Below are 20,383 nucleotides of genomic sequence, written 5' to 3' on the forward strand. Positions count from 1 at the left end.
ATTCAATTTCCACTATTCCAGGGAGGTATATATTAATGTTGAAATCAGCTGCGAAAAAAAGTTTAACAGCGATGCTGGCGGGAACCGTCATGTTGACCGGATACACCGGACTCTGGGCAGGGCCGCAAACAGCACATGCCGCAGATCAGGCCATCGAGATTCAGGCAGACAGCATTAATGAAGCCCGGTTTTTGCAATTGTATGATCAGTTGAAAGATCCGGCGAACGGATATTTTTCGCCAGAGGGTCTACCGTATCATTCCATTGAGACCCTGCTGAGTGAGGCCCCGGATTATGGTCATATGACGACGTCTGAGGCATATAGTTACTGGCTGTGGTTGGAAACCATGTATGGTCACTACACGGGAGATTGGTCCCAATTGGAAGCAGCTTGGGACAGTATGGAGAAATACATTATCCCGGTCAACGAAGGTGACGGCAAGGAAGAGCAGCCTACGATGAGCTCATACAACCCAAACAGCCCTGCTACGTATGCAGCGGAAAAACCTTTCCCAGATCAATATCCATCGCAACTTAATGGTCAATATGCAGCGGGTAAAGACCCGATTGATGCCGAACTTAAGGCGACCTATGGTGACAATCAGACCTATCTCATGCACTGGCTGGTCGATGTGGATGACTGGTATGGATATGGAAACCTGTTGAATCCATCACATACGGCTACCTATGTGAATACTTTCCAACGTGGGGAGCAGGAGTCTGTGTGGGAAGCCATTCCGCATCCATCCCAGGATGATAAATCTTTTGGTAAGGCAAACGAAGGTTTCATGAGCTTGTTCACAAAGGAAAATCAGGTACCGTCAGCACAATGGCGTTACACAAACGCAACGGATGCCGATGCGCGTGCTGTACAGGTGCTGTATTGGGCAAAGGAGATGGGATACAACAATCCGGAATATCTGGATAAAGCGAAGAAGATGGGGGACTATCTACGCTATGGTATGTATGATAAATACTTCCAGAAAATTGGAAGTGCAAAGAACGGTACACCGACTCCGGGTACAGGCAAGGATTCCAACATGTATCTCATGGCTTGGTATACGTCTTGGGGCGGTGGCCTGGGTCAAGGTGGGGATTGGGCTTGGCGCATTGGAGCGAGCCATACCCATCAGGCTTATCAAAACCCGGTTGCAGCGTATGCTTTGTCTGATCCGGCTGGCGGCTTGATTCCGAAATCAGCAACAGCGAAGGCAGATTGGAATGCTACGCTGAAACGTCAGTTGGAATTCTACACTTGGCTACAATCCCATGAAGGAGCTATCGGCGGGGGAGCAACGAACAGTCTGGATGGTTCATACAAAGCCTATCCGGCAGGCGTAAGTACATTCTATGACATGGCTTATCAGGAGGCACCTGTATATCGTGATCCGGATTCCAACACCTGGTTTGGATTCCAGGCATGGCCGCTGGAGCGTGTAGCCGAGATGTACTATATTCTTGCGGAGAGCGGTGATTTGACCTCTGAGAACTTCCAGATGGCCAAAAAAGTAATCACGAAGTGGATCGACTGGAGTAAGGATTATGTATTTGTAGGTGAGCGTCCGGTGACGGATGCGCAAGGCTATTATCTGAATGCGGCTGGACAGCGCATTTTGGGTGGAACTAATGTTCAGGTAGCGACAACGCCGGCTCCCGGAGAGTTCTGGATTCCGGGTGGTCAGGAATGGCAGGGTCAACCGGACAAGTGGAATGGATTCAGTTCGTTTACGGAAAATCCGAACTTCCGTGTAACGACCAAAGATCCAGTGCAGGACACAGGAGTTCTGGGAAGTTACGTTAAAGCTCTGACTTTCTTCGCAGCGGGAACACAGGCAGAGAACGGCACACTTAACGCGGAAGGCCAAGAAGCCAAGGATTTGGCCGAGGCTCTGCTGGATACAGCTTGGGATTACAATGATGGTGTGGGTATTGTTACGGAAGAAGAGCGTAAAGACTACTTCCGCTTCTTTGCCAAAGAGATCTATATCCCGGCGAACTGGTCTGGAACCTTTGGTCAAGGCAACACGATTCCTGGTACAGCAGGTGTACCTTCCGATCCGGCAAAAGGCGGCAATGGCGTATACATTGGATACTCCGATCTGCGTCCGGCCATCAAGCAAGATCCGGCGTGGGCTTACCTGGATAATCTGTACAAAACGTCATATAATCCGACCACGAAGCAGTGGGAAAACGGTGCACCTACCTTTACGTATCACCGGTTCTGGTCACAAGTGGATATGGCTACAGCCTACGGCGAGTATGATCGTCTCCTCGGAGATTCCGATAGTCCGGAAGTGGAAGTACCCGCTGCTCCTGCTGGCGTAACAGCAACTGGAGGAAGTGAGCAAGTGGTTCTGAATTGGAACGCAGCCGCTGGTGCAGCCTCGTATACCGTGAAACGTGCAGAGGTGAATGGTGGTCCTTATACGTCTGTAGCAACAGGGGTCACAGGATCAACATTCACGGATACAGGCTTGACCAACGGCACAACGTATTATTATGTGATCACTGCGGTGAATGCCGTAGGTGAGTCTGCACCGTCGACACAGGCATCTGCAACACCACTCGCAGGTACCGTTGTGCCAGGTGTATTCAACCTTACTGGAACGGCTGGCGATGCCCAGGCGGTACTGACATGGACTGCATCAACTGGAGCATCAAGTTATAAGGTACAACGTTCGGTAGGCAGCGGGGCATATGCTGATCTGGCAACAGGTTTGACTGCACTGACGTATACCGATGCTACAGCGGTTAATGGTACAGCTTATAATTATAGAGTCGTAGCCAGTAATACGAGTGGTCAGACGAATTCAAATGTATTGGTGTTGACTCCATTAGCACCTCCAGTCACAACGGGAACGCTTGAAGTACAATACCGTAATGGTAGTTCAGGAACTTCGGTCAATGCGATTACTCCACAATTTAATTTGAAGAATACAGGTACAACTGCGGTGGACTTGAGCAAAGTGAAGGTCCGGTATTATTTCACGAAGGATAGTGCCGCTGATCTGAGTTTCTGGTGTGATTATGCACAGATTGGCAGTGGTAACGTGGAAGGGCATTTTGTTTCGATAGATCCGGCCAAGGGCACGGCAGATACGTATCTGGAGATTGAATTCAAAGCGGGTGCCGGCAGTTTGGCCGCTGGTGCCGAGACCGGAATCATCCAGGGACGTTTCTCGAAAAACAACTGGACGAATTTTGATCAAACCAATGATTATTCCTTTGATTCCACCCAAACGGCCTTCAGTGCCTGGACAAAAGTGACAGCTTATCAGGATGGCGCCAAGGTATGGGGAATTGAACCTTAAATGAGTTGATCGACCAATTGTAGAGTGATGTTACTCATCATACAGGTTAAGCCGGGGAGAAATCCCTGGCTTTTCTTTTTTTATGGAAAAGCAAAAATGGAATACGAAATAATCAACGGACACTGCTGATAAATCAATCCGTATTGAGGCTGGAGGCAAAAATGTGAATTCGGGGAACGGTAATCGGCAAATGAATCATAGTAATGTTTACCATATTTGCGATTTTAAACATTAAAATATAGGTCATATGGCATATGCCCTGAATGAGAAACGACCTAGCCCTTGTATCGCGGAAAAATCAAGCACATCAAATAGTTACAATAATTTAACCTTTCAAAAAGAAGGGATCAGCAGTGAATTTTTCCAGCAGATTATGGACAAACCCTGATACTTAGTACTCAAGTTCGCCTGCATCAATACAGGACTTTTGACTGATGAACGTTATGGATAGCCCGTTTACAATGGGGCAAGCCCGGGAGAACCAAGCCAGGTTAAAATTCTGTAACATCAGGGGGAACTCGACATCATGAACTGGAAGAAAACGATTATTACGGCAAGTGTCACAGCAACGATGCTGATGGGAAGTCTGACGACAGGAGCACTAACGGCACAGGTATCGGCAGCTGCTGTTAACAATTCACAAGTAAAAGTAATTTGGGGCGTAAACCTACGCACAACACCTTCTTCTTCTGCGAAGATTGTTCGCTTGGTCGCTAAAGGGGAAACGGTAACGGTGCTTCAGCAATCCGGTTCGGATTGGTATAAGATTAAGGATTCTGCTAACCGGACAGGCTACATATCTTCTTCATCCAAATACACACAAGCGATTAGTGGCGGCACAAGCGGATCGAGTTCGAATAGTGGTACATCGGTGACTGGCAATGCATCTGTAGAAAAAGTGATTGCAGCGGGAATGAAATATTTGGGAACTCCTTATGAGTTCGGAGCCAGTCGTAACAGCACAGCTACTTTTGACTGTTCCAGCTTTGTACGCCAGGCCTTCATTGATGCACTTGGCATCAAGCTTCCAGCGGATTCCCGCAAACAGGGAGCCTATGTAAAAGCCAAGGGGACAGTTCAGACGAACTGGAAAAACCTGAAACGCGGAGATCTGATGTATTTCATGTCGTATAAAGGCAGCTCTGCATCATCGTATTCGGGCGTGAATAAATCTACTGCAACGATTACTCATACAGGGATTTACCTTGGCGACGGCAAGGTATTACACACCTATTCCAACGCTGGCGGTGGTGTAACAACTAGTGATATCTCCGGCAAACACTGGGAGTATCGCTTCCTGTTTGGTGGCAGTGCGCTATAGGTTAGAACAAGAACCTTACTAGATATTCCGCACATGTTCATATGCATATAAAACACCTTCCATTCTGCCCTTGACAGGCGAGTGGGAGGTGTTTTTGTGTTATTTATTATTTTGAAGAACTCAATCGTGATAGTACAGTCGGAACAGGATATCCTGATTGTAGTTGCCGAATCCCTCACCATATAAGGTAAGCCCGCCTACATGCTGAGCATCTTCTTCCACCGAAAGACGAAGGGTCCACTGGTTGCGTTCAACCGGGATATCTGCGAGTGTAATGTCGGATAGATGTTGTCCATCAATAAACGTACCCTCATTGGTAATTCGCAGTACCTTGAGCATGCCGTACTGATTGACACTGTCACTCCACCATTCCGGGGTGAACATACCACGTCCGTTGCCTGAATCTCCGGGGCTTGTCCATTCCCCTAATCGGATGCCATTAAGCATAAATGTAATATCCGAGGGCCAATTCGGATTAACCGAAGGTGCTTCTGACCCGATCTCGAGGGCCAATTCAATGGCATTGATCTGCTGTCCGGATAAGATATAGTTTGGAATTTTGTACTCCACAAACCCACGGCCAAACCATAAAATATGGGCATGCATCCGCTCAGGGTCGAGAAAATAACGAGGGTCATCATACTGTCCGATAACATGATTGGACGTAGCCAGACCACATGTCGGATAGACGTCAAAGTGGGTGTAGTGTCCCACAGGGACGGAAACCTCGTGCAGCTTGCGGGCTGTACCACTTTCCTGCGGCATGGAGATGCCAATCCAGTCTACAGCAAGGCTGTTCATTTTATGTGTGCCGCCGTCTTTGCGTATCATTTTGGACTGAATAATGCCCACATCTTGAAGTTTGCGGACATGCATGGTCACGATGGCACTACTCAGACCCAGTGAAGCAGCAAGATCCTTCACATTCATCGGAGTCTCTGCAACAAGGCGGATGATCTGTAGACGGACTTCACTGGCAAGTGCTTCATATAGGGGGAGCCATTCGGCATCGGTATTTGCTCTGATCACAGTTGTTCCTCCATTTTATCTGTATAGAATTAAGTTAAACATAAATTCAGTAAAAAGAATAACATTTTGCAAAATTCAGGTTGAAATTAAGGCTATAATCGATTTTAATATAAATATGAACGTTGATCCATAGAATATCAATTAATTTTTATATTAATCTTAAGGAGTTGAAATTCATTATGGAAAAAGCAAAAATGACGGTAGATAAAGATTTTACTATTGGTGTAGTGGATAAGCGCTTGTACGGATCATTTATTGAGCATCTGGGACGTGCCGTCTATGGCGGGATTTACGAGCCGGGGCATCCATCAGCGAACGAACAGGGTTTCCGCACGGATGTGCTGGAGATGGTCAAGGAGTTAAATGTACCGATTGTACGTTATCCTGGAGGTAATTTTGTATCCGGTTACAATTGGGAAGATTCGGTTGGACCTGTGTCAGAACGCAAACGCAGACTGGAACTGGCCTGGAGAACGATTGAGACCAATGAATTTGGCTTCAATGAATTCGTGGACTGGGCGAAACAGGCTAATTCTGAAGTCATGATGGCCGTTAATCTGGGAACACGGGGCGCCGATGCAGCACGAAATATTGTAGAGTACAGCAACCATCCGGAAGGTTCGTATTATAGTGATCTTCGCATCAAGCATGGATACAAGCAGCCACATGCGATCAAAACATGGTGTCTGGGCAACGAGATGGATGGCCCTTGGCAAATCGGTCACAAAACGGCAGAAGAGTATGGACGTGCAGCCGTTGAAGCGGCAAAAGTCATGAAGTGGACGGACCCGACGATTGAACTGGTAGCCTGTGGAAGTTCAAACCTGAATATGCCATCATTCCCGGAATGGGAAGCAACGGTGCTGGATCATACGTATGATCACGTGGAGTATCTGTCTTTGCATCAATACTACGGCAATCAAGAGCAAGATACGCCAACGTTCCTGGCACGCTCGCTTGAAATGGATCGTTTTATCGATACCGTGAAGGCGACCTGTGATTATATCAAAGCGAAGAAACGCAGCAAAAAGACGATGTATCTGTCCTTTGATGAGTGGAATGTATGGTATCACTCCAATGAAAATGATTCGAAGATGGACCCTTGGCAGATTGCTCCGCCACAGCTGGAGGATATCTACAATCATGAGGATGCACTGCTTGTTGGATGTATGTTGATCAGTATGCTCAAACATGCGGATCGGGTTAAAATGGCATGTCTGGCACAACTGGTTAACGTGATTGCGCCGATCATGACAGATACGGGCGGTGGTTCATGGAGACAGACAATCTTCTATCCATTCATGCATACATCTCTCTTCGGGCGTGGAACAGCATTGGTGCCATTGATCCAGTCTCCAAAATACGATACAAAACAAATCACAGATGTTCCTTATCTGGAAGCTATTGCGGTTCATAACGAAGAGCAGGGTGAAGTGACTGTATTCGCAGTCAACCGTCATCTGGAAGAATCCCTTCCGCTCGAAGTGGATCTGCGCAGCTTCGGGAAGTGTACCGTGATCGAGCATATCGTGCTGGAGAGTGATGATCTCAAAGCATCTAATACGGCAGCACAACCGAATCGTGTTGTTCCTCATAATCGCGGGGGTGCAGTTGTATCTGATACCCTGATTACGGCGAGCTTGGCGAAAGCATCATGGAACGTAATCCGTTTGAAAGTTCAGTAGGGGATTAGCATAAAGGGATGGGACACGTGAGAGAGCAATGGCAGGCATGATGCCCGAGAAGGAATTCAGCGGCTCAGAGGATCAGCGTGTTCCTTGAAGCCAAAAAAAGCTGGGTGCGAGTTCATCGCATCCAGCTTTTTTCGTTATATTTTATAGGAAAAGGTAAGGAGTGGGGGACATGAGTGATGATGTGGCAGACAAGGTAACATATAAGTTAGGTAATGGGTGTGTTGAAAATGAAGTGCACAGTCCTGTCATACGCGCTAACGAACCTAGGACACCTTATTGTGCCGATTATCGTTATAGTAGAAATTTAACGAATCGGAGACACGTTATCCTGGCAAAAAGATGGATAAATCTCGGGAAAAGCAAGCCCAGAGCGGAAATAACGTGTCTAGGATTCGTTAGAATATTAGAGTATCCAAAAACAGACTAATAGCGTGTGCTGAGTTCGTTACAATCCACCCACCTGTGTGAAAAGGTTATTTCTCAGCTTTGATTCAGCGTAGCTTCCGCTTCAAAACTCAAAACTTTCGCCGTCACGTGGAATGAGCACCTGACCATCCAACTGCTCGGATGCCAGATAAGTCGCAAGATCCGTACGAGACATCACACAATGGTTAATCGCATCCATGTGCACAGCGATGACATGAGCAGACGGCGCATGGCGCTTCACGGCGACAACGTCAGGCCCGTCCATCGTAATGGGATCACCCTCCACGAAGCGTGCACCTCCGGCATTTACAACAATGACTTCTGGGGCATATTGGCGGATGGCCTCAGCAGGTTCTTCACACCAGATCGTATCTCCAGCGATATAGGTGACAGGTTCTCCATCTGCTTCAAGTACGAAGCCGGACACCTTGCCCATACGTTCGCCGATTTCACCTGTGCCATGATGCCCGGATGTACGGGCGAATCGGACAGAGTGATGCTCATGTTTTTCATCTACAGCTGTTACATTCGTGAATCCAGCCTCCAGAAATACGTTCTCGTCCCCAGGCTGGCAGATCAAGCGAATGTCTTTGCCAAGTTGTTTTGCCGCTGCTTCATCCCAGTGATCCAGATGGGTGTGTGTCACAATCAACAGATCCGGATTCAGATAATCCGTTTCGGTTTCGGGCAAGCTCACTCTTGGATTACGTAACTCATTGGGTGTGTTCGGGAATGCAGGCATGACTTCGGCGTCCATCAACATCGGATCAACGAGAATGTTCAGCCCTCCGTATTCCAGCCACAGTGTAGCATTGCGAATCAATTGAATTTTCATTATATTTGCACTCCTTCGAGTTGTTTAATAGTATTACCCTATATGGTATACAACCCGTTTAACGGCGTACATAACATGATGAATGGAATTAGGCCACGCTAATTTCACCGTGAAAGGATTGCTGAAGTAAGATGAATGAAATGGTAGATGACACAGATATACGTATTTTGCAGATTCTGATTCAAGATGCCAAACGTTCTCACAAAGAGATCGGTGAAGAGGTTCATCTTACGGGACAGGCCGTTGGTGCAAGAGTCCGCAAGCTGCAAGATCTGGGCGTGATTGAAGGGTATACGGTAAAATGGAACCCGGAACGCCTGGGCCTCGGCCTACAGGCATTTGTCACGGTTTTCTTGAACTCCGGCGACAGACATGCCCCCTTTCGTACATTCATTGCTGATCGTAAGGACATCGTTGAAGTCCATCGCGTCAGCGGAGAAGGCTGTTATCTGATGAGAGTGCAGACTGGCACCACAGAGCAGCTTGGCCAACTGCTTGAAGCATTGCTACCTTACGGCAATTACAGAGTCAGTCTGTCCATAGGTGTTGAGAAATCACAGTGATATGTGGGGAACTTGCCCTCATCCATCCCGGTACTCAACAATCCTGCTTCTGTTGCTGCAAAGTCTCCTGAAGCAAGGTCACCGCCTGGTTCAACTCTTTTTTGCTCAGCAGATGATCTGTCTGAATATGAGAGCGTGTGCCGTCCTTTAAGTACAGGACAAACATGGGAGAAGCAGACAGGAGCCACTTGCTGCGGGCAGGTGAAGCGAGTTCAACTTTGCGAATTTGGCTCCAAGCAATCTTCTGTTTGCCTGTGCTCAACGCATCCTCATCCCAGGATAACAATACGGCAGGGGTTCTGGTTAGTCGTGAGACAAACATGAAGAATAGCGGTCCGATCAACCACATACCCAGCACGGCAGCGATGGAATAGTATATGGTCTCCAGTCTTTCCGCTTGTCCGTCCACGATGATCCATAATAAGCTCACGCACAAGAGAAGGAACAGGAAGCATAAACTTCCTTTCCACAAAGCTGTGCTGCGTCGGTAACGAATCTGCTGATGGTCACGCTTGGGTGTTTCATGTTGTTGCATAGATGTTCCTCCTAATTAACAATGCTGATCGATATGCCAAACGTGCCGCCTGCATAAGCAGAGCGGCATGTTCAACGTTCTGTATTTACTATAACTCAGGTTCATTACCCTGATATAGCTGAATTTTTACCTGCATCACGCGCATGGGTGTACAAGTCTGCATATACACCTTTGGCTGCGATTAGTTCCTGGTGCGGTCCTTCCTCCACAATCTCACCATTCTCCATCACCAGAATTCGATCAGCATGCATCACTGTGGACAGGCGATGAGCAATGACAATGGTGGTGCGTCCTTGGGATACCGATTCCAGCGCCTGCTGCACAAGCTGTTCCGTGTGTGAGTCCAGATTGGCGGTTGCCTCATCCAGGATGAGCACTCGGGGTTGGAACACCACAATCCGGGCAAATGAAATCAATTGCCGCTCCCCGGCGGACAGTCCGCTTCCGCGTTCGGATAGATGCGTATCATATCCTTGTGGTAAACGTGAAATCATCGTATGTGCCCCGACAAACCGGCAGGCCTCAATCGCCTGCTCTCGCGTAATATCCTCACGAAACATCCTCACATTATCAATAATGGAACCGGAGAACAGGAAGGGTTCCTGTTGAATCAGACCCACGATACGATGAAGCTTAGCCTGCGGCAGATGCCGAATATCGGTACCATCAATCTCAATACTGCCCTTGTTTACATCATAGAAGCGATTGAGCAGGGAGATCAGGGTGCTTTTGCCAGCGCCTGTTGTTCCTACGATACCTACCATTTCACCCGGATAGAGGTGCAGGTTCATCTGTTGGATCAAGGGCCGGTCTGCCCGATAACCAAACGACACATCATTAAAATCAATCTGGCCCATCACATTTTGTGGTTCAAGCGAGGAGGCCATTCCGGGTTTGGGATCAGCAACTTCAGGCCGCGTATTCAGAATGTTCCAGATGCGATCCATCGATACGGTCGTGGATTGGAATGTATTCCACTGCATCGTAATCTGGTTAATTGGTTGAAAGAACTGACGGATGTAGCTGATAAACGCATACAATACCCCGACTTGCAGGGACTCGCCCAGTACGGCGCGACCTCCAAGCCAGACCATCATGACCAGTGCCGCATTGCCAAGGATATCAAACGTCCGGTTGAATATGACATTGGAGCGGGCTTGAGCAATGTTGGCTTTCAGATGGAGCGCATTCTGTTCCGAGAAACGTTTCTTCTGTTCTTCCTCCTGGTGAAAAGCCTGAATCAGGAACATGCCGGACAAGTTTTCCGCCGTAAATGCGATCAAACGGGAAAGCCGTGTACGGGCATTTTGATAAGCTTTCCGCAGTCGACTACGGAATAATACCGCAACCACCGCAATGACAGGCAGAACGATCAGGGAGTATGTCGCCAGCACAGGATCAAGTTGGAACATAAAGACGATAATGAGCACCAGCATCATACCATCCCGAATCAGACTGAGCAGTACTTGAGTGAAAAAGCTGCTGATGGTTTCCGTATCACTGGATACGTTTGTAACCAGACTGCCGATATGAAAACGGTCAAAGAAGGACATGGACATTTTGGAGATATGCTTGAACAGGTCCTTTCTGATCCGGGATACAATGTTCTGTCCTACGTGCTGCAACAGATTATTCTGGATATAGGTAAAAATAAAACTGATGACAGCCAGCCCAAGAAAGATGGCTGCGAGCTGAACGAGAAAGCCCACACTGGTCTGGCCCACGGCCAGATGATCATCGATGGCGATCTTCACCAGATAGGGTTGTAACAAATCTGCCGATATGCCAAGCAGTGAACAGAAGAAGATACCGGCAAAAGCCCATTTATGCGGTTTGGCGTATGCCATCATCGCTTTAAACGAAGTTCGTTTACTCTGATCGGCCTCTGCATCTGGGTGAAGTTCAGGGTTAGCGTTAGACATGATGTAATCCCTCCTCCTGCAAACGGTAGGTGGCCGCATATAACCCCTTGGCAACCATCAGCTGAGCATGTGTTCCCTGTTCAGCGACTCGTCCTTCATCTAGCACGATAATATCGTCCGCATGACGGACCGCGCTGATGCGATGAGAGATAATCAATGTGGTTTTGCCCTTGCCGATTTCGCGCAAACTACGCAGAATACCACTCTCGGTGACAGCATCAACCGCGCTCATACTGTCATCCAGAATAAGTAACTGTGCTTGTTTGATCAGTCCTCTTGCAAGGCTGGTTCGCTGACGCTGTCCACCAGACAAGGTGAGTCCACGTTCGCCAAGCAGTGTATCGAAGCGATCGGGAAAACGGACAATATTGTCATAGATCATGGCTTGCCGTGCACTATGTTCCACTGTATCCAGCGATACTTCCCGGTCGCTAAATGCGATGTTATCCCGGATGGTGGTACTAAACAGGAATCCATCCTGAGGGACATAGGCGATGCGCGACCTTAGACTTTCCAGCGACAGCTGACGAATATCGGTACCATTGATGCGAATTGTTCCTTCAGGTGGTTCATATGTACGCAGCAATAGCTTAACGAGGGTACTTTTACCTGAGCCGGTCTTGCCTACAATACCGACCGTTCGCCCGGCACGGATATTGAGTTGAATGTTTTTGAGAGCAGGAGATGAACTGCCAGGATAGGAGAAGGTTAGATTCTCCATGGTGATATCTTGTACGGTTTGGAGCGCTGTGGCTTCAGGAAGTTCACGTACATCCGCTACTTCGCTGAGCAGGTCATTCACCCGCTCCAGTGATGCGCCTGAGCGCTGAACGGTATTAATAACATTGCCGATCTGTTGAAGCGGTCCCATGATAATGCGCAGATATAAGGTTAAGGCGACAAAACTCCCGAGTGTAATAGAATTCTGCATGGTCATAATACCTCCAACAAGCAGAGAAACGACCAATGAGATGGCTCCCAGCAGTGGTAGCAAGGCTTGAAACAAGGAAGACAGACGAACCAGTCGAAGCTGCTTGCTCTTGATTGCATCGACGGTAGTTCCAAAGCGTGCACGAGCACTGTCTTCGATGGCAAACGTCTTGGTTACGCGAATGCCACCCAGTTGCTCTTCCGCCGATTCCGTCATGGTAGCAAGAGCTTCCTGCACGTCGCGAGAGCGCTTGCGAATCCGCGGACCAAAAAACACGACCAGAAATGGAATCGCCAGCAAAGGGACAACACTGATTAGAATGAGCGTCAACGGAATCCCGCTAAGCAGCATCATGACAATGCAGGACAACAGCAGGAAGGTGGCATTGGTCATGAGTGTCACACCATTGGAGATCGCTTCACGAACGGAAGTAACGTCATTCATGACATAACTGAGCAGCTTTCCGTTCCCCTGTTTGGAGAAATAATGTTCGCTAAGTTCGGAAAACTTACTGAATATACGCTCACGCGTCATGAATTCGAAGCGTCGACCGAGCTTCATAATCATGAATTGCCCGGTACCGAACAGCAGATTATACCCGATGGCAATAGCCAAAAGGGACAGGCTGTACCTTACGACCGTCTGCATCTGAAGCGTGTTCTGCATCAACTGATCCGTGAAGCTGCCGAGTATCCGGGGCAAGGATGCTTGCCCGACATTGGAGGCAATAATCAGAAGAACAGCAACCAGATAAACAGGCCAGTTCGACACAACATAACCGCGAAGTAATCCTTTCTTGGACATAAGCGTTGTTCTCCTTTTGTTATAGGTGAAGTCAGTTCAGGCAGGTGAAGTCAAGAAAAGGGCCGACACCTGTTATTAGCGCGTCGTGCCCTCTTACTGTATGCGATCTAGTTCGTTGTTTATCCGTCATCCGATAGATTTCTCTATTCTTATTTTTGCGCTAATCCGATGGGATGTCAACGAAGCCAGTTAGCAAAAAGCAGGTGATCGGATTAGCGGCGTCGGAAAGGAGCTCTATGCCGTGTTCCCGTGTTGTATTCACCAGATGTCGAAATTACTGAAACATTTTTCATGGGTATGCCGTCTGTAGGAATGAAGAGGTGAAAAATAGGCTTTACTAATCATATGGAGGTGCCAGGAAATGAAACATAAAAAAGGTTTGGCTGCAACACTTGCGCTCTGCGTTTCTTTGACAGCAGGAGGTGCATCGGTATTTGCTTTCACAGATGTGAAGGATGAAGGTCAGAAGTCGATTGTGGATTCATTGAAATCAAAAGGCATTGTTAGCGGAGTAACAGCGGATCTGTTCCGTCCAGATCTCGCATTGTCCGAGCCACAGGGTGTTCAACTGATTGTAAATGCATTTGGTCTGAAAAATGCATATGCTGCGTCTTCCGCTCAAGATAAAATTAGTCCAGACACATGGTATGCTGACGCTGTTCAAGCGGCTACGCAAAACGGATTGTCCATTCCGGTAGAATTGAATCCCCAAGGCAAGATGACACGCGAGCAATTTGTTATTTTGCTGCATGAAGGCATTAACACAACCGGGAATTATCCGGTTATTATGAAGTATAATCTTGTTAAGGACGAAAATAAAATCGGTAAGGACGCCATATCTGCAGTCCAGAACTTGCTGAACATGAACATCATTGAACTGGATAAGGACGGTAACTTCCGTCCAGATCAGTCGCTTACCCGTATGGAGGCTGCAAGCATGATCTTCAATGCACTCGAATTTGTGGATAAACACGGCAATGGCGGCTCAGCAGAGCCAGCTCCAACCAATCCAGGTGAAGGCCAACAAGCGATCGTACCTGAAGTGACAACAACGAAGGTTGATGACAAAACAACCAAAGTTAAACTCACTGCTGAAATGCCACACCCTGGTTATGGATTGAAGATTGATGATGTGAAATTGGAGAAGGATGGACGCGCGATCGTGCTCTATTCCATTATTCAACCTGATCCAGACATGATGTATCCGATGGTTATCACAAATGTGACTGCAGAAACGGATATTCCAACAGGGTATACAGCAGAAGCTCAACCTTCTGGTAAGTAAATTCACTGCAACCCCTATGAACTGAACATGGTTAAAACGGATGTGTATCTTCAAAACCACTCTCCATACATGTATGGAGAGTGGTTTTTTTATTTGAGTTGAAACTGTACATAGGTTTATATGATCATTTATATTACATGTAGTGTGATTAATTATGTCATTTTTTATGAATGAAATTGGATATCTGCTTAGGTTGTAAAGCCAGTTCGTGTTAGCGGAATGGCTTTTTTTAAATGGTCTTTTCCGAAATATCTACTGTTTTCAGATTCCACACCTTGTGCAAAATCTACATATATGACTTCATATTTCCAGTGTTTATAAGCGTTTATGTATCCTGAAGGCAAAGATAAAAACAACATATATACGAAAGAGGGAGGAGAAATATAGAATAAAGGCAAGCCATTACAGGTTTGTAATGTGCGAAAGATATATGACAGATAATATTACATTAAAGTATGATGCTTGTAGACATGAATACCGTGTCCAATGCGTATATGTGGGTTTTGACTTTAAGGTCTGTTTTCTAACCTAAGTTCGGATCTGACATCTTTCAAGTTCATGTGATGAAACACTCAATGACAACTACAGGAGGGAAATAGGTCAAATTCTACATGTTTTACAACCCCGAAATGACAATGACAAGCTGGCAACAAAAGTGTAAACCCCTGTTGTAACAGTATATTCCGTGATTTTAGAAGTGAAGATTGAAATGGCATATTTACGGATTAGGCAATGAACCATAAACTCGGTATGTAAGCGTTACCAAAAAAGGAGGAAACAACTGATGCAACCAGATGGGAAGTCCGCCTTATCGCAAAACTTATCGGTATACACCAATCCGAGCAGTAAGAAAAATAAATTATGGAGAAGGACGATTCGGAACTGGGAGTTGTATCTGTTTATTGCGCCAGCCTTTTTATACTTTCTGATATTCCATTATGGTCCGATGTACGGCATACAAATTGCATTTAAAAACTTTATCCCAACGCTTGGTGTCACAGGAAGCCCATGGGTCGGATTCGATCATTTCATCCGTTTCTTCAATTCGTATTATTTCTGGGATTTACTATGGAATACCCTTAGCATCAGCTTGTATGAGCTGGCTATAGGTTTTCCACTGCCGATTATTCTGGCGTTAGCGTTCAATGAAGTGAAGGATTCCTTCTTCAAGCGTACTGTGCAGACCGTCACGTATGCACCACATTTCATTTCGGTCGTGGTGATGTCGGGGATGATCATTACCTTTTTATCACCCTCGTCAGGCATGATTGTCAATTTGGTACAGGCCCTTGGATTTCAGTCACCTCAATTCCTGACAGACCCTGCGTGGTTCAAGACAGTGTATGTACTTTCAGGAGTCTGGCAAAGTGCAGGCTGGGGCACCATTATATACCTTGCCGCTCTATCGGGTGTGGACCCGCAACTGCATGAAGCGGCTGTGGTGGATGGTGCGAGCCGGTTTAAACGGATTTTACATATTAACATACCAGCGATTATTCCTACGATCACCATCTTGTTAATTCTCAATATGGGCAGTATTCTGGGCGTCGGATTCGAGAAAATCCTGCTGCTGCAAAATCCGCTGAACATGGGCTCGTCTGATGTCATCTCAACATTTGTCTATCGGTCCGGTCTGGTCGATGCGCAGTACAGTTTCTCTACGGCGGTGGGATTATTCAACTCCGTAGTTAATGCGATTCTACTTATTACCGTAAATCAGATTGCACGCCGCACCAGTGAAAACAGCCTGTGGTAAAAGGAGGGAATACACATGTCATCCGCTGTGAAAGAAAGCAGAAGTGATAAATTGTTCTTATTGTGCAATTACATCTATCTGACGGTAGCGCTCGTCATTGTGCTGTATCCACTGTTATACATCATCAGTGCTTCAATCAGTGATCCCAAATATGTAGCCTCCGGTGAGATGTGGCTGCTTCCAAAAGGGATTACGTTTGAAGGTTACGCCCGGGTGTTTGAGAACACCAACATCTGGATTGGGTACAAAAATACGATTATCTATACCGTTGTAGGCACCATCGTTAACCTGATTGTTACACTACCGGCAGCCTATGCGCTCAGCCGCTCGGACTTTGTGGGACGTGGATTCTTCATGGCGATGTTTATGGTAACGATGTTCTTTGGCGGAGGGCTTGTCCCAAGTTACCTGCTGGTCAAGGATCTTGGTATGGTGAACAGCATGTGGGCACTTATTCTGCCCGGGGCTGCATCCATCTGGAATATTATCGTATGCCGGACGTTCTTCCAATCAACCATTCCCAAGGAGTTACAGGAAGCGGCGCATATTGATGGGTGTACCAACACCCGGTTGTTCATCAAGATTGTGCTCCCGCTTTCCATGCCAATCATTGCAGTGATGGCGCTCTTCTATGGAGTCGGACACTGGAACAGCTATTTTAGTGCCATGATCTATCTGAATGATTCTTCCAAGTACCCACTGCAGCTCTTTCTGCGCCAGATTCTGGTGCTTCAGGAAATGGCGGCACAGGGGGGAGGCGCTATCGATACGTCTTCAGCAACGGCGATGAATACCAAAGCGGAGATTGCTGCACTGGTCAAATATGCTGTCATTATTGTTGCCACCCTACCGGTCATTGCGGTGTATCCATTCCTCCAGCGTTACTTTGTACAGGGTGTTATGATCGGTTCCGTTAAGGGATGATCTTAATCCATATACCACATTAAACAAGGGGAGTTGCTGTTATGAAAAAGCTTCGCAAGGCTTCATCCATTACACTCTGTCTCACCTTATTCGCAACATTGCTTGCAGCTTGTGGTTCAACCAATGAAGACGGAAGCACGACCTCCAAAGTAGAGGGGGTCAAAAAGGAAGGTTTCCCCATTGTAGACAAAACGCTAACGTTGAAGGTTATGTCCCAGGATGCGGGCGTAGCCGACTGGAGCACGATGCCTGTGCTGCAAGAAATGGAGAAACTGTCGGGCATCAAGCTGGAATACCAGCTCTCACCGATCGATAGCTTTGAAACGAAAAAAAATCTGGTTTTCGCGAGTGGAGACTTACCGGATATGTTCTATGCTGCGGACCTCAAGCCTGCCGAGCAGGTGACTTATGGCAGCCAGGGCATCCTGATCCCGTTGGAAAAATACATTGACGAAGGTTACGCCCCAAATATCAAAAAGATACTCGATGAGAACCCGGATGTCCGCAAATCATTTACAACACCTGATGGGCATATGTATGCACTCCCATTCATTGATAAAGCGGCCGTATGGTATAGAGGCCCAATGTGGTACAACGGGGAATTCTTGAAGGCACTTAACGTAGAAGAGCCCAAGACTACGGAAGAATTGTATACGTATCTCAAGCGTGTAAAAGAAGAAGATCCTAATGGCAATGGCCAGCAAGATGAAATTCCGCTTACTTCTGTGAAACTGGATGATCTTCGCATGTTTTTCTTCGGCTTCTGGGGAATGTACAACGAAGGCATCTATTCCGATAAGGACGGTAAAGTTCACTATCCTTATCAAGAAGAAGGTTACAAAGGTTATCTTACATTCATGAACCGCTTGTGGAAGGAAGACTTGCTGGATCATGAGACCTTCTCTCAAACAGGTGATCAGAAAAAAGCAAAAGGTGAAAGCAACAAACTTGCACTGTTTAACGATTACCATCCATACTTCACGCTTGGTGGTGAACCTAGCACGGATCATCCGCTGATGACACCCGTGAAGAGCGATGTGGCAGACTCTCCGGTATACGGCAAACATCCGGGCATGTCGGCTCGCGGTACCTTTGCTATTACAAGCAGCAACCCGTCACCCGAGGCGACAATGCGATGGATCGATTACTTATACAGCTATGAAGGTGCGACACTGTTCAATCAAGGTCCGGAAGGTGTGCTGTGGAAATTCAAAGACAAGGAAAATCACGTTAAAGAGTGGCTCCCTGTTCCTGGCGGCGGTGATCGCGAGGAATACCGGGGTAAAATTACGCCGAACTTTGGTATTTTGACACCGGGTATTAATGATCCGGATGTAGCTAAGGGTCTACGCACCGAATTTGATGAGTGGATTGACCAGCAGAATCAAGAGAAGTTGGTACCTATCGGAAAAGCACCATTTCCTAACGTTTATTTGACGAATGAAGAGCAAAGCGAAGCAACCGCTCTATTGTCTGATCTGGATACGTACGTTAAACAGATGGAAGCGAAGTTTGTGACCGGCCAGGAACCACTTGAGAACTGGGATAAGTACATTGCACAGATGAAGAAAATGGGCAGTGACCGTATCATCGAACTGTATCAGGGGGCATATGACCGCTGGAATTCGGGGCAATAAAGCCTATCGAGATACATCCCATGCAAAAAGACAGCAGTTAGCTTCAATAATGTTAGCTGCATTAAATTTTTCGCATATAAGAATTCTCGGGGGAGGTGTGGAGCGTTATGCAGAAATGGTTTGAAGAAGCCAAACTGGGGATATTCATCCACTATGGCATCTATGCGGTGGACGGGATTGCGGAATCCTGGTCCTTCTATAATGGCAGGATATCCTATGAAGAGTATATGAAACAGTTGGATGGTTTTACGGCATCGGAATTTAATGCTGAGAAGTGGGCGGACTTGATTGAGAAGTCTGGTGCCCGGTATGCCGTATTGACAACGAAGCATCATGATGGCGTGGCGTTATGGGATACGCAATATAGTGATCTCAATGTTGTCAAACAGACACCAGCGAATCGTGACATTGTGAAGGAATATGCGGAAGCGATTCGGGAAAAGGGCATTCATCTGGGGATGTATTTCTCGCTCATTGACTGGTCACATCCGGATTATCCTAGCGTGTATGAAGGTGGAAAAGTACCGGAGGATCTCAGTAGTGTCAACCGGCATTCAAGTCCTGTGGACGGCGTTCAGGATCAGGCAAAGTGGCAGAAGTTCCTGCAATTTAATAACCATCAACTGGGAGAGATTTTAACAAATTACGGAAAGGTGGATCTGCTGTGGTTTGATGGGGACTGGGAACGGAGTGCCGAGCAGTGGAATCTGCCTGAGTTCAAGCATTATCTGCAAACTTTTAACCCGGATATCATCATCAACTCCCGCCTTCAAGGTTATGGGGATTACAAAACGCCTGAGCAGGGCATTCCGATCACAAGACCGGAGGGACCTTGGGAATTCTGCACCACGATTAACACATCATGGGGTTATGTGCCAACCGATCATAAATATAAATCCCTGAATCAGATCATTCGAATGTTCTGCGACTGCATTTCCATGGGTGGTAATATGTTGCTGGATATCGGTCCGCGTGAAGATGGCACCATCGATCAGAGGCAGGAGGATATTCTGCTTGGACTGGGAGCATGGATCCGAACCCATGAAGAGGCCGTCTTCGGAACGGGTGAAGGCATTATGCCTCGCTATTATCTGGGGGGAAGCACCGTATCCGAGGATCGAAAGACGCTGTACCTGTTTGTGTATGACGATCCAAAAGAGAGTGTGTGCATCAAGGGGCTCTGCAATCCGATCAAGAAAATTACCGTGCTGCATTCGGGCAAAGAGCTTAATCATGAGATTCATGGGGGCGTGCCTTGGTTCAATATCCCGGGGACAACGTGGATCAAGATGACCCCGGAGGACACGCATGAACAAGTGACCGTTCTTAAGCTCGAATTCAATGAGGAGCTGGAAATGTACGGCGGCTCTGGAGCCGTTGTCACCCATAACTAACCATTACGGGGAGGGC

14 protein-coding genes are annotated in these 20,383 nt (G+C 47.1%); 9 read left to right on the top strand and 5 right to left on the bottom strand.

Translation table 11 applies throughout. The annotated features are described in order from the left end of the window. The first annotated feature begins 35 nt into the window (after positions 1-35). Both NZ043_RS15260 and NZ043_RS15265 read left to right on the top strand, forming a co-directional pair. Positions 36-3,311 carry a glycoside hydrolase family 48 protein gene (locus tag NZ043_RS15260; RefSeq protein ID WP_249911602.1) on the top strand — a complete coding sequence of 1,092 codons (3,276 nt, stop codon included), beginning with the start codon at positions 36-38 and terminating at the stop codon, positions 3,309-3,311. Between the two features lie 526 nt (positions 3,312-3,837). Next, positions 3,838-4,632, top strand: a complete 795-nt coding sequence (locus tag NZ043_RS15265; RefSeq protein ID WP_133386655.1) for an SH3 domain-containing C40 family peptidase — start codon at positions 3,838-3,840, stop codon at positions 4,630-4,632. Positions 4,633-4,752: 120 nt separating this feature from the next. Here NZ043_RS15265 and NZ043_RS15270 read toward each other — a convergent pair whose 3' ends face one another. After that, positions 4,753-5,661: an ArsR family transcriptional regulator gene (locus NZ043_RS15270; RefSeq protein ID WP_081745958.1), complete on the bottom strand. Its 909-nt coding sequence runs from the start codon at positions 5,659-5,661 to the stop codon at positions 4,753-4,755. Between the two features lie 179 nt (positions 5,662-5,840). Between NZ043_RS15270 and NZ043_RS15275 the strand changes: the two genes are divergently transcribed. Continuing rightward, positions 5,841-7,346, top strand: a complete 1,506-nt coding sequence (locus NZ043_RS15275; protein ID WP_249911601.1) for an alpha-N-arabinofuranosidase — start codon at positions 5,841-5,843, stop codon at positions 7,344-7,346. Positions 7,347-7,863: 517 nt separating this feature from the next. Here the strand turns inward: NZ043_RS15275 and NZ043_RS15280 are convergent. Continuing rightward, positions 7,864-8,616: an MBL fold metallo-hydrolase gene (locus NZ043_RS15280; protein ID WP_249911600.1), complete on the bottom strand. Its 753-nt coding sequence runs from the start codon at positions 8,614-8,616 to the stop codon at positions 7,864-7,866. Positions 8,617-8,747: 131 nt separating this feature from the next. On the opposite strand from NZ043_RS15280, the gene NZ043_RS15285 reads away from it, so the two are divergent. Beyond that, positions 8,748-9,179, top strand: coding sequence for an Lrp/AsnC family transcriptional regulator (locus NZ043_RS15285; RefSeq protein WP_249911599.1), 432 nt, complete (start codon positions 8,748-8,750; stop codon positions 9,177-9,179). A gap of 34 nt (positions 9,180-9,213) precedes the next feature. Here the strand turns inward: NZ043_RS15285 and NZ043_RS15290 are convergent, their stop codons facing one another. The 3 genes from NZ043_RS15290 to NZ043_RS15300 form a co-directional block, all read right to left on the bottom strand. Next, positions 9,214-9,714 (bottom strand): hypothetical protein, encoded by a 501-nt coding sequence (locus NZ043_RS15290; protein WP_339312539.1) that lies wholly within the window; start codon positions 9,712-9,714, stop codon positions 9,214-9,216. A gap of 104 nt (positions 9,715-9,818) precedes the next feature. After that, the gene (locus tag NZ043_RS15295) at positions 9,819-11,636 is read right to left on the bottom strand and encodes an ABC transporter ATP-binding protein (protein ID WP_249911597.1); all 1,818 of its coding nucleotides are present in this window, start codon (positions 11,634-11,636) and stop codon (positions 9,819-9,821) included. Beyond that, on the bottom strand, positions 11,629-13,371 hold the full coding sequence (locus NZ043_RS15300; RefSeq protein WP_133386660.1) for an ABC transporter ATP-binding protein: 1,743 nt from the start codon (positions 13,369-13,371) through the stop codon (positions 11,629-11,631). Before NZ043_RS15300 ends, NZ043_RS15295 begins: the two co-directional genes overlap by 8 nt. A gap of 361 nt (positions 13,372-13,732) precedes the next feature. On the opposite strand from NZ043_RS15300, the gene NZ043_RS15305 reads away from it, so the two are divergent. The 5 genes from NZ043_RS15305 to NZ043_RS15325 all read left to right on the top strand — a co-directional run bounded on the left by NZ043_RS15305 (position 13,733) and on the right by NZ043_RS15325 (position 20,367). Continuing rightward, positions 13,733-14,656, top strand: a complete 924-nt coding sequence (locus NZ043_RS15305) for an S-layer homology domain-containing protein (protein ID WP_133386661.1) — start codon at positions 13,733-13,735, stop codon at positions 14,654-14,656. Positions 14,657-15,440: 784 nt separating this feature from the next. Next, positions 15,441-16,412: an ABC transporter permease subunit gene (locus NZ043_RS15310; protein WP_133386662.1), complete on the top strand. Its 972-nt coding sequence runs from the start codon at positions 15,441-15,443 to the stop codon at positions 16,410-16,412. Between the two features lie 15 nt (positions 16,413-16,427). Continuing rightward, positions 16,428-17,336, top strand: coding sequence for a carbohydrate ABC transporter permease (locus tag NZ043_RS15315; RefSeq protein ID WP_036668765.1), 909 nt, complete (start codon positions 16,428-16,430; stop codon positions 17,334-17,336). A 41-nt stretch (positions 17,337-17,377) separates the two neighbouring features. Then, positions 17,378-18,973 (top strand): extracellular solute-binding protein, encoded by a 1,596-nt coding sequence (locus NZ043_RS15320; protein WP_091034022.1) that lies wholly within the window; start codon positions 17,378-17,380, stop codon positions 18,971-18,973. A gap of 107 nt (positions 18,974-19,080) precedes the next feature. Continuing rightward, positions 19,081-20,367 (top strand): alpha-L-fucosidase, encoded by a 1,287-nt coding sequence (locus tag NZ043_RS15325; RefSeq protein WP_339312542.1) that lies wholly within the window; start codon positions 19,081-19,083, stop codon positions 20,365-20,367. The last annotated feature ends 16 nt before the right edge of the window (positions 20,368-20,383 follow it).

Origin of the sequence: Paenibacillus sp. FSL k6-2145, assembly GCF_037976585.1 — a bacterium.
In the GTDB taxonomy this organism is placed as follows: domain Bacteria; phylum Bacillota; class Bacilli; order Paenibacillales; family Paenibacillaceae; genus Paenibacillus.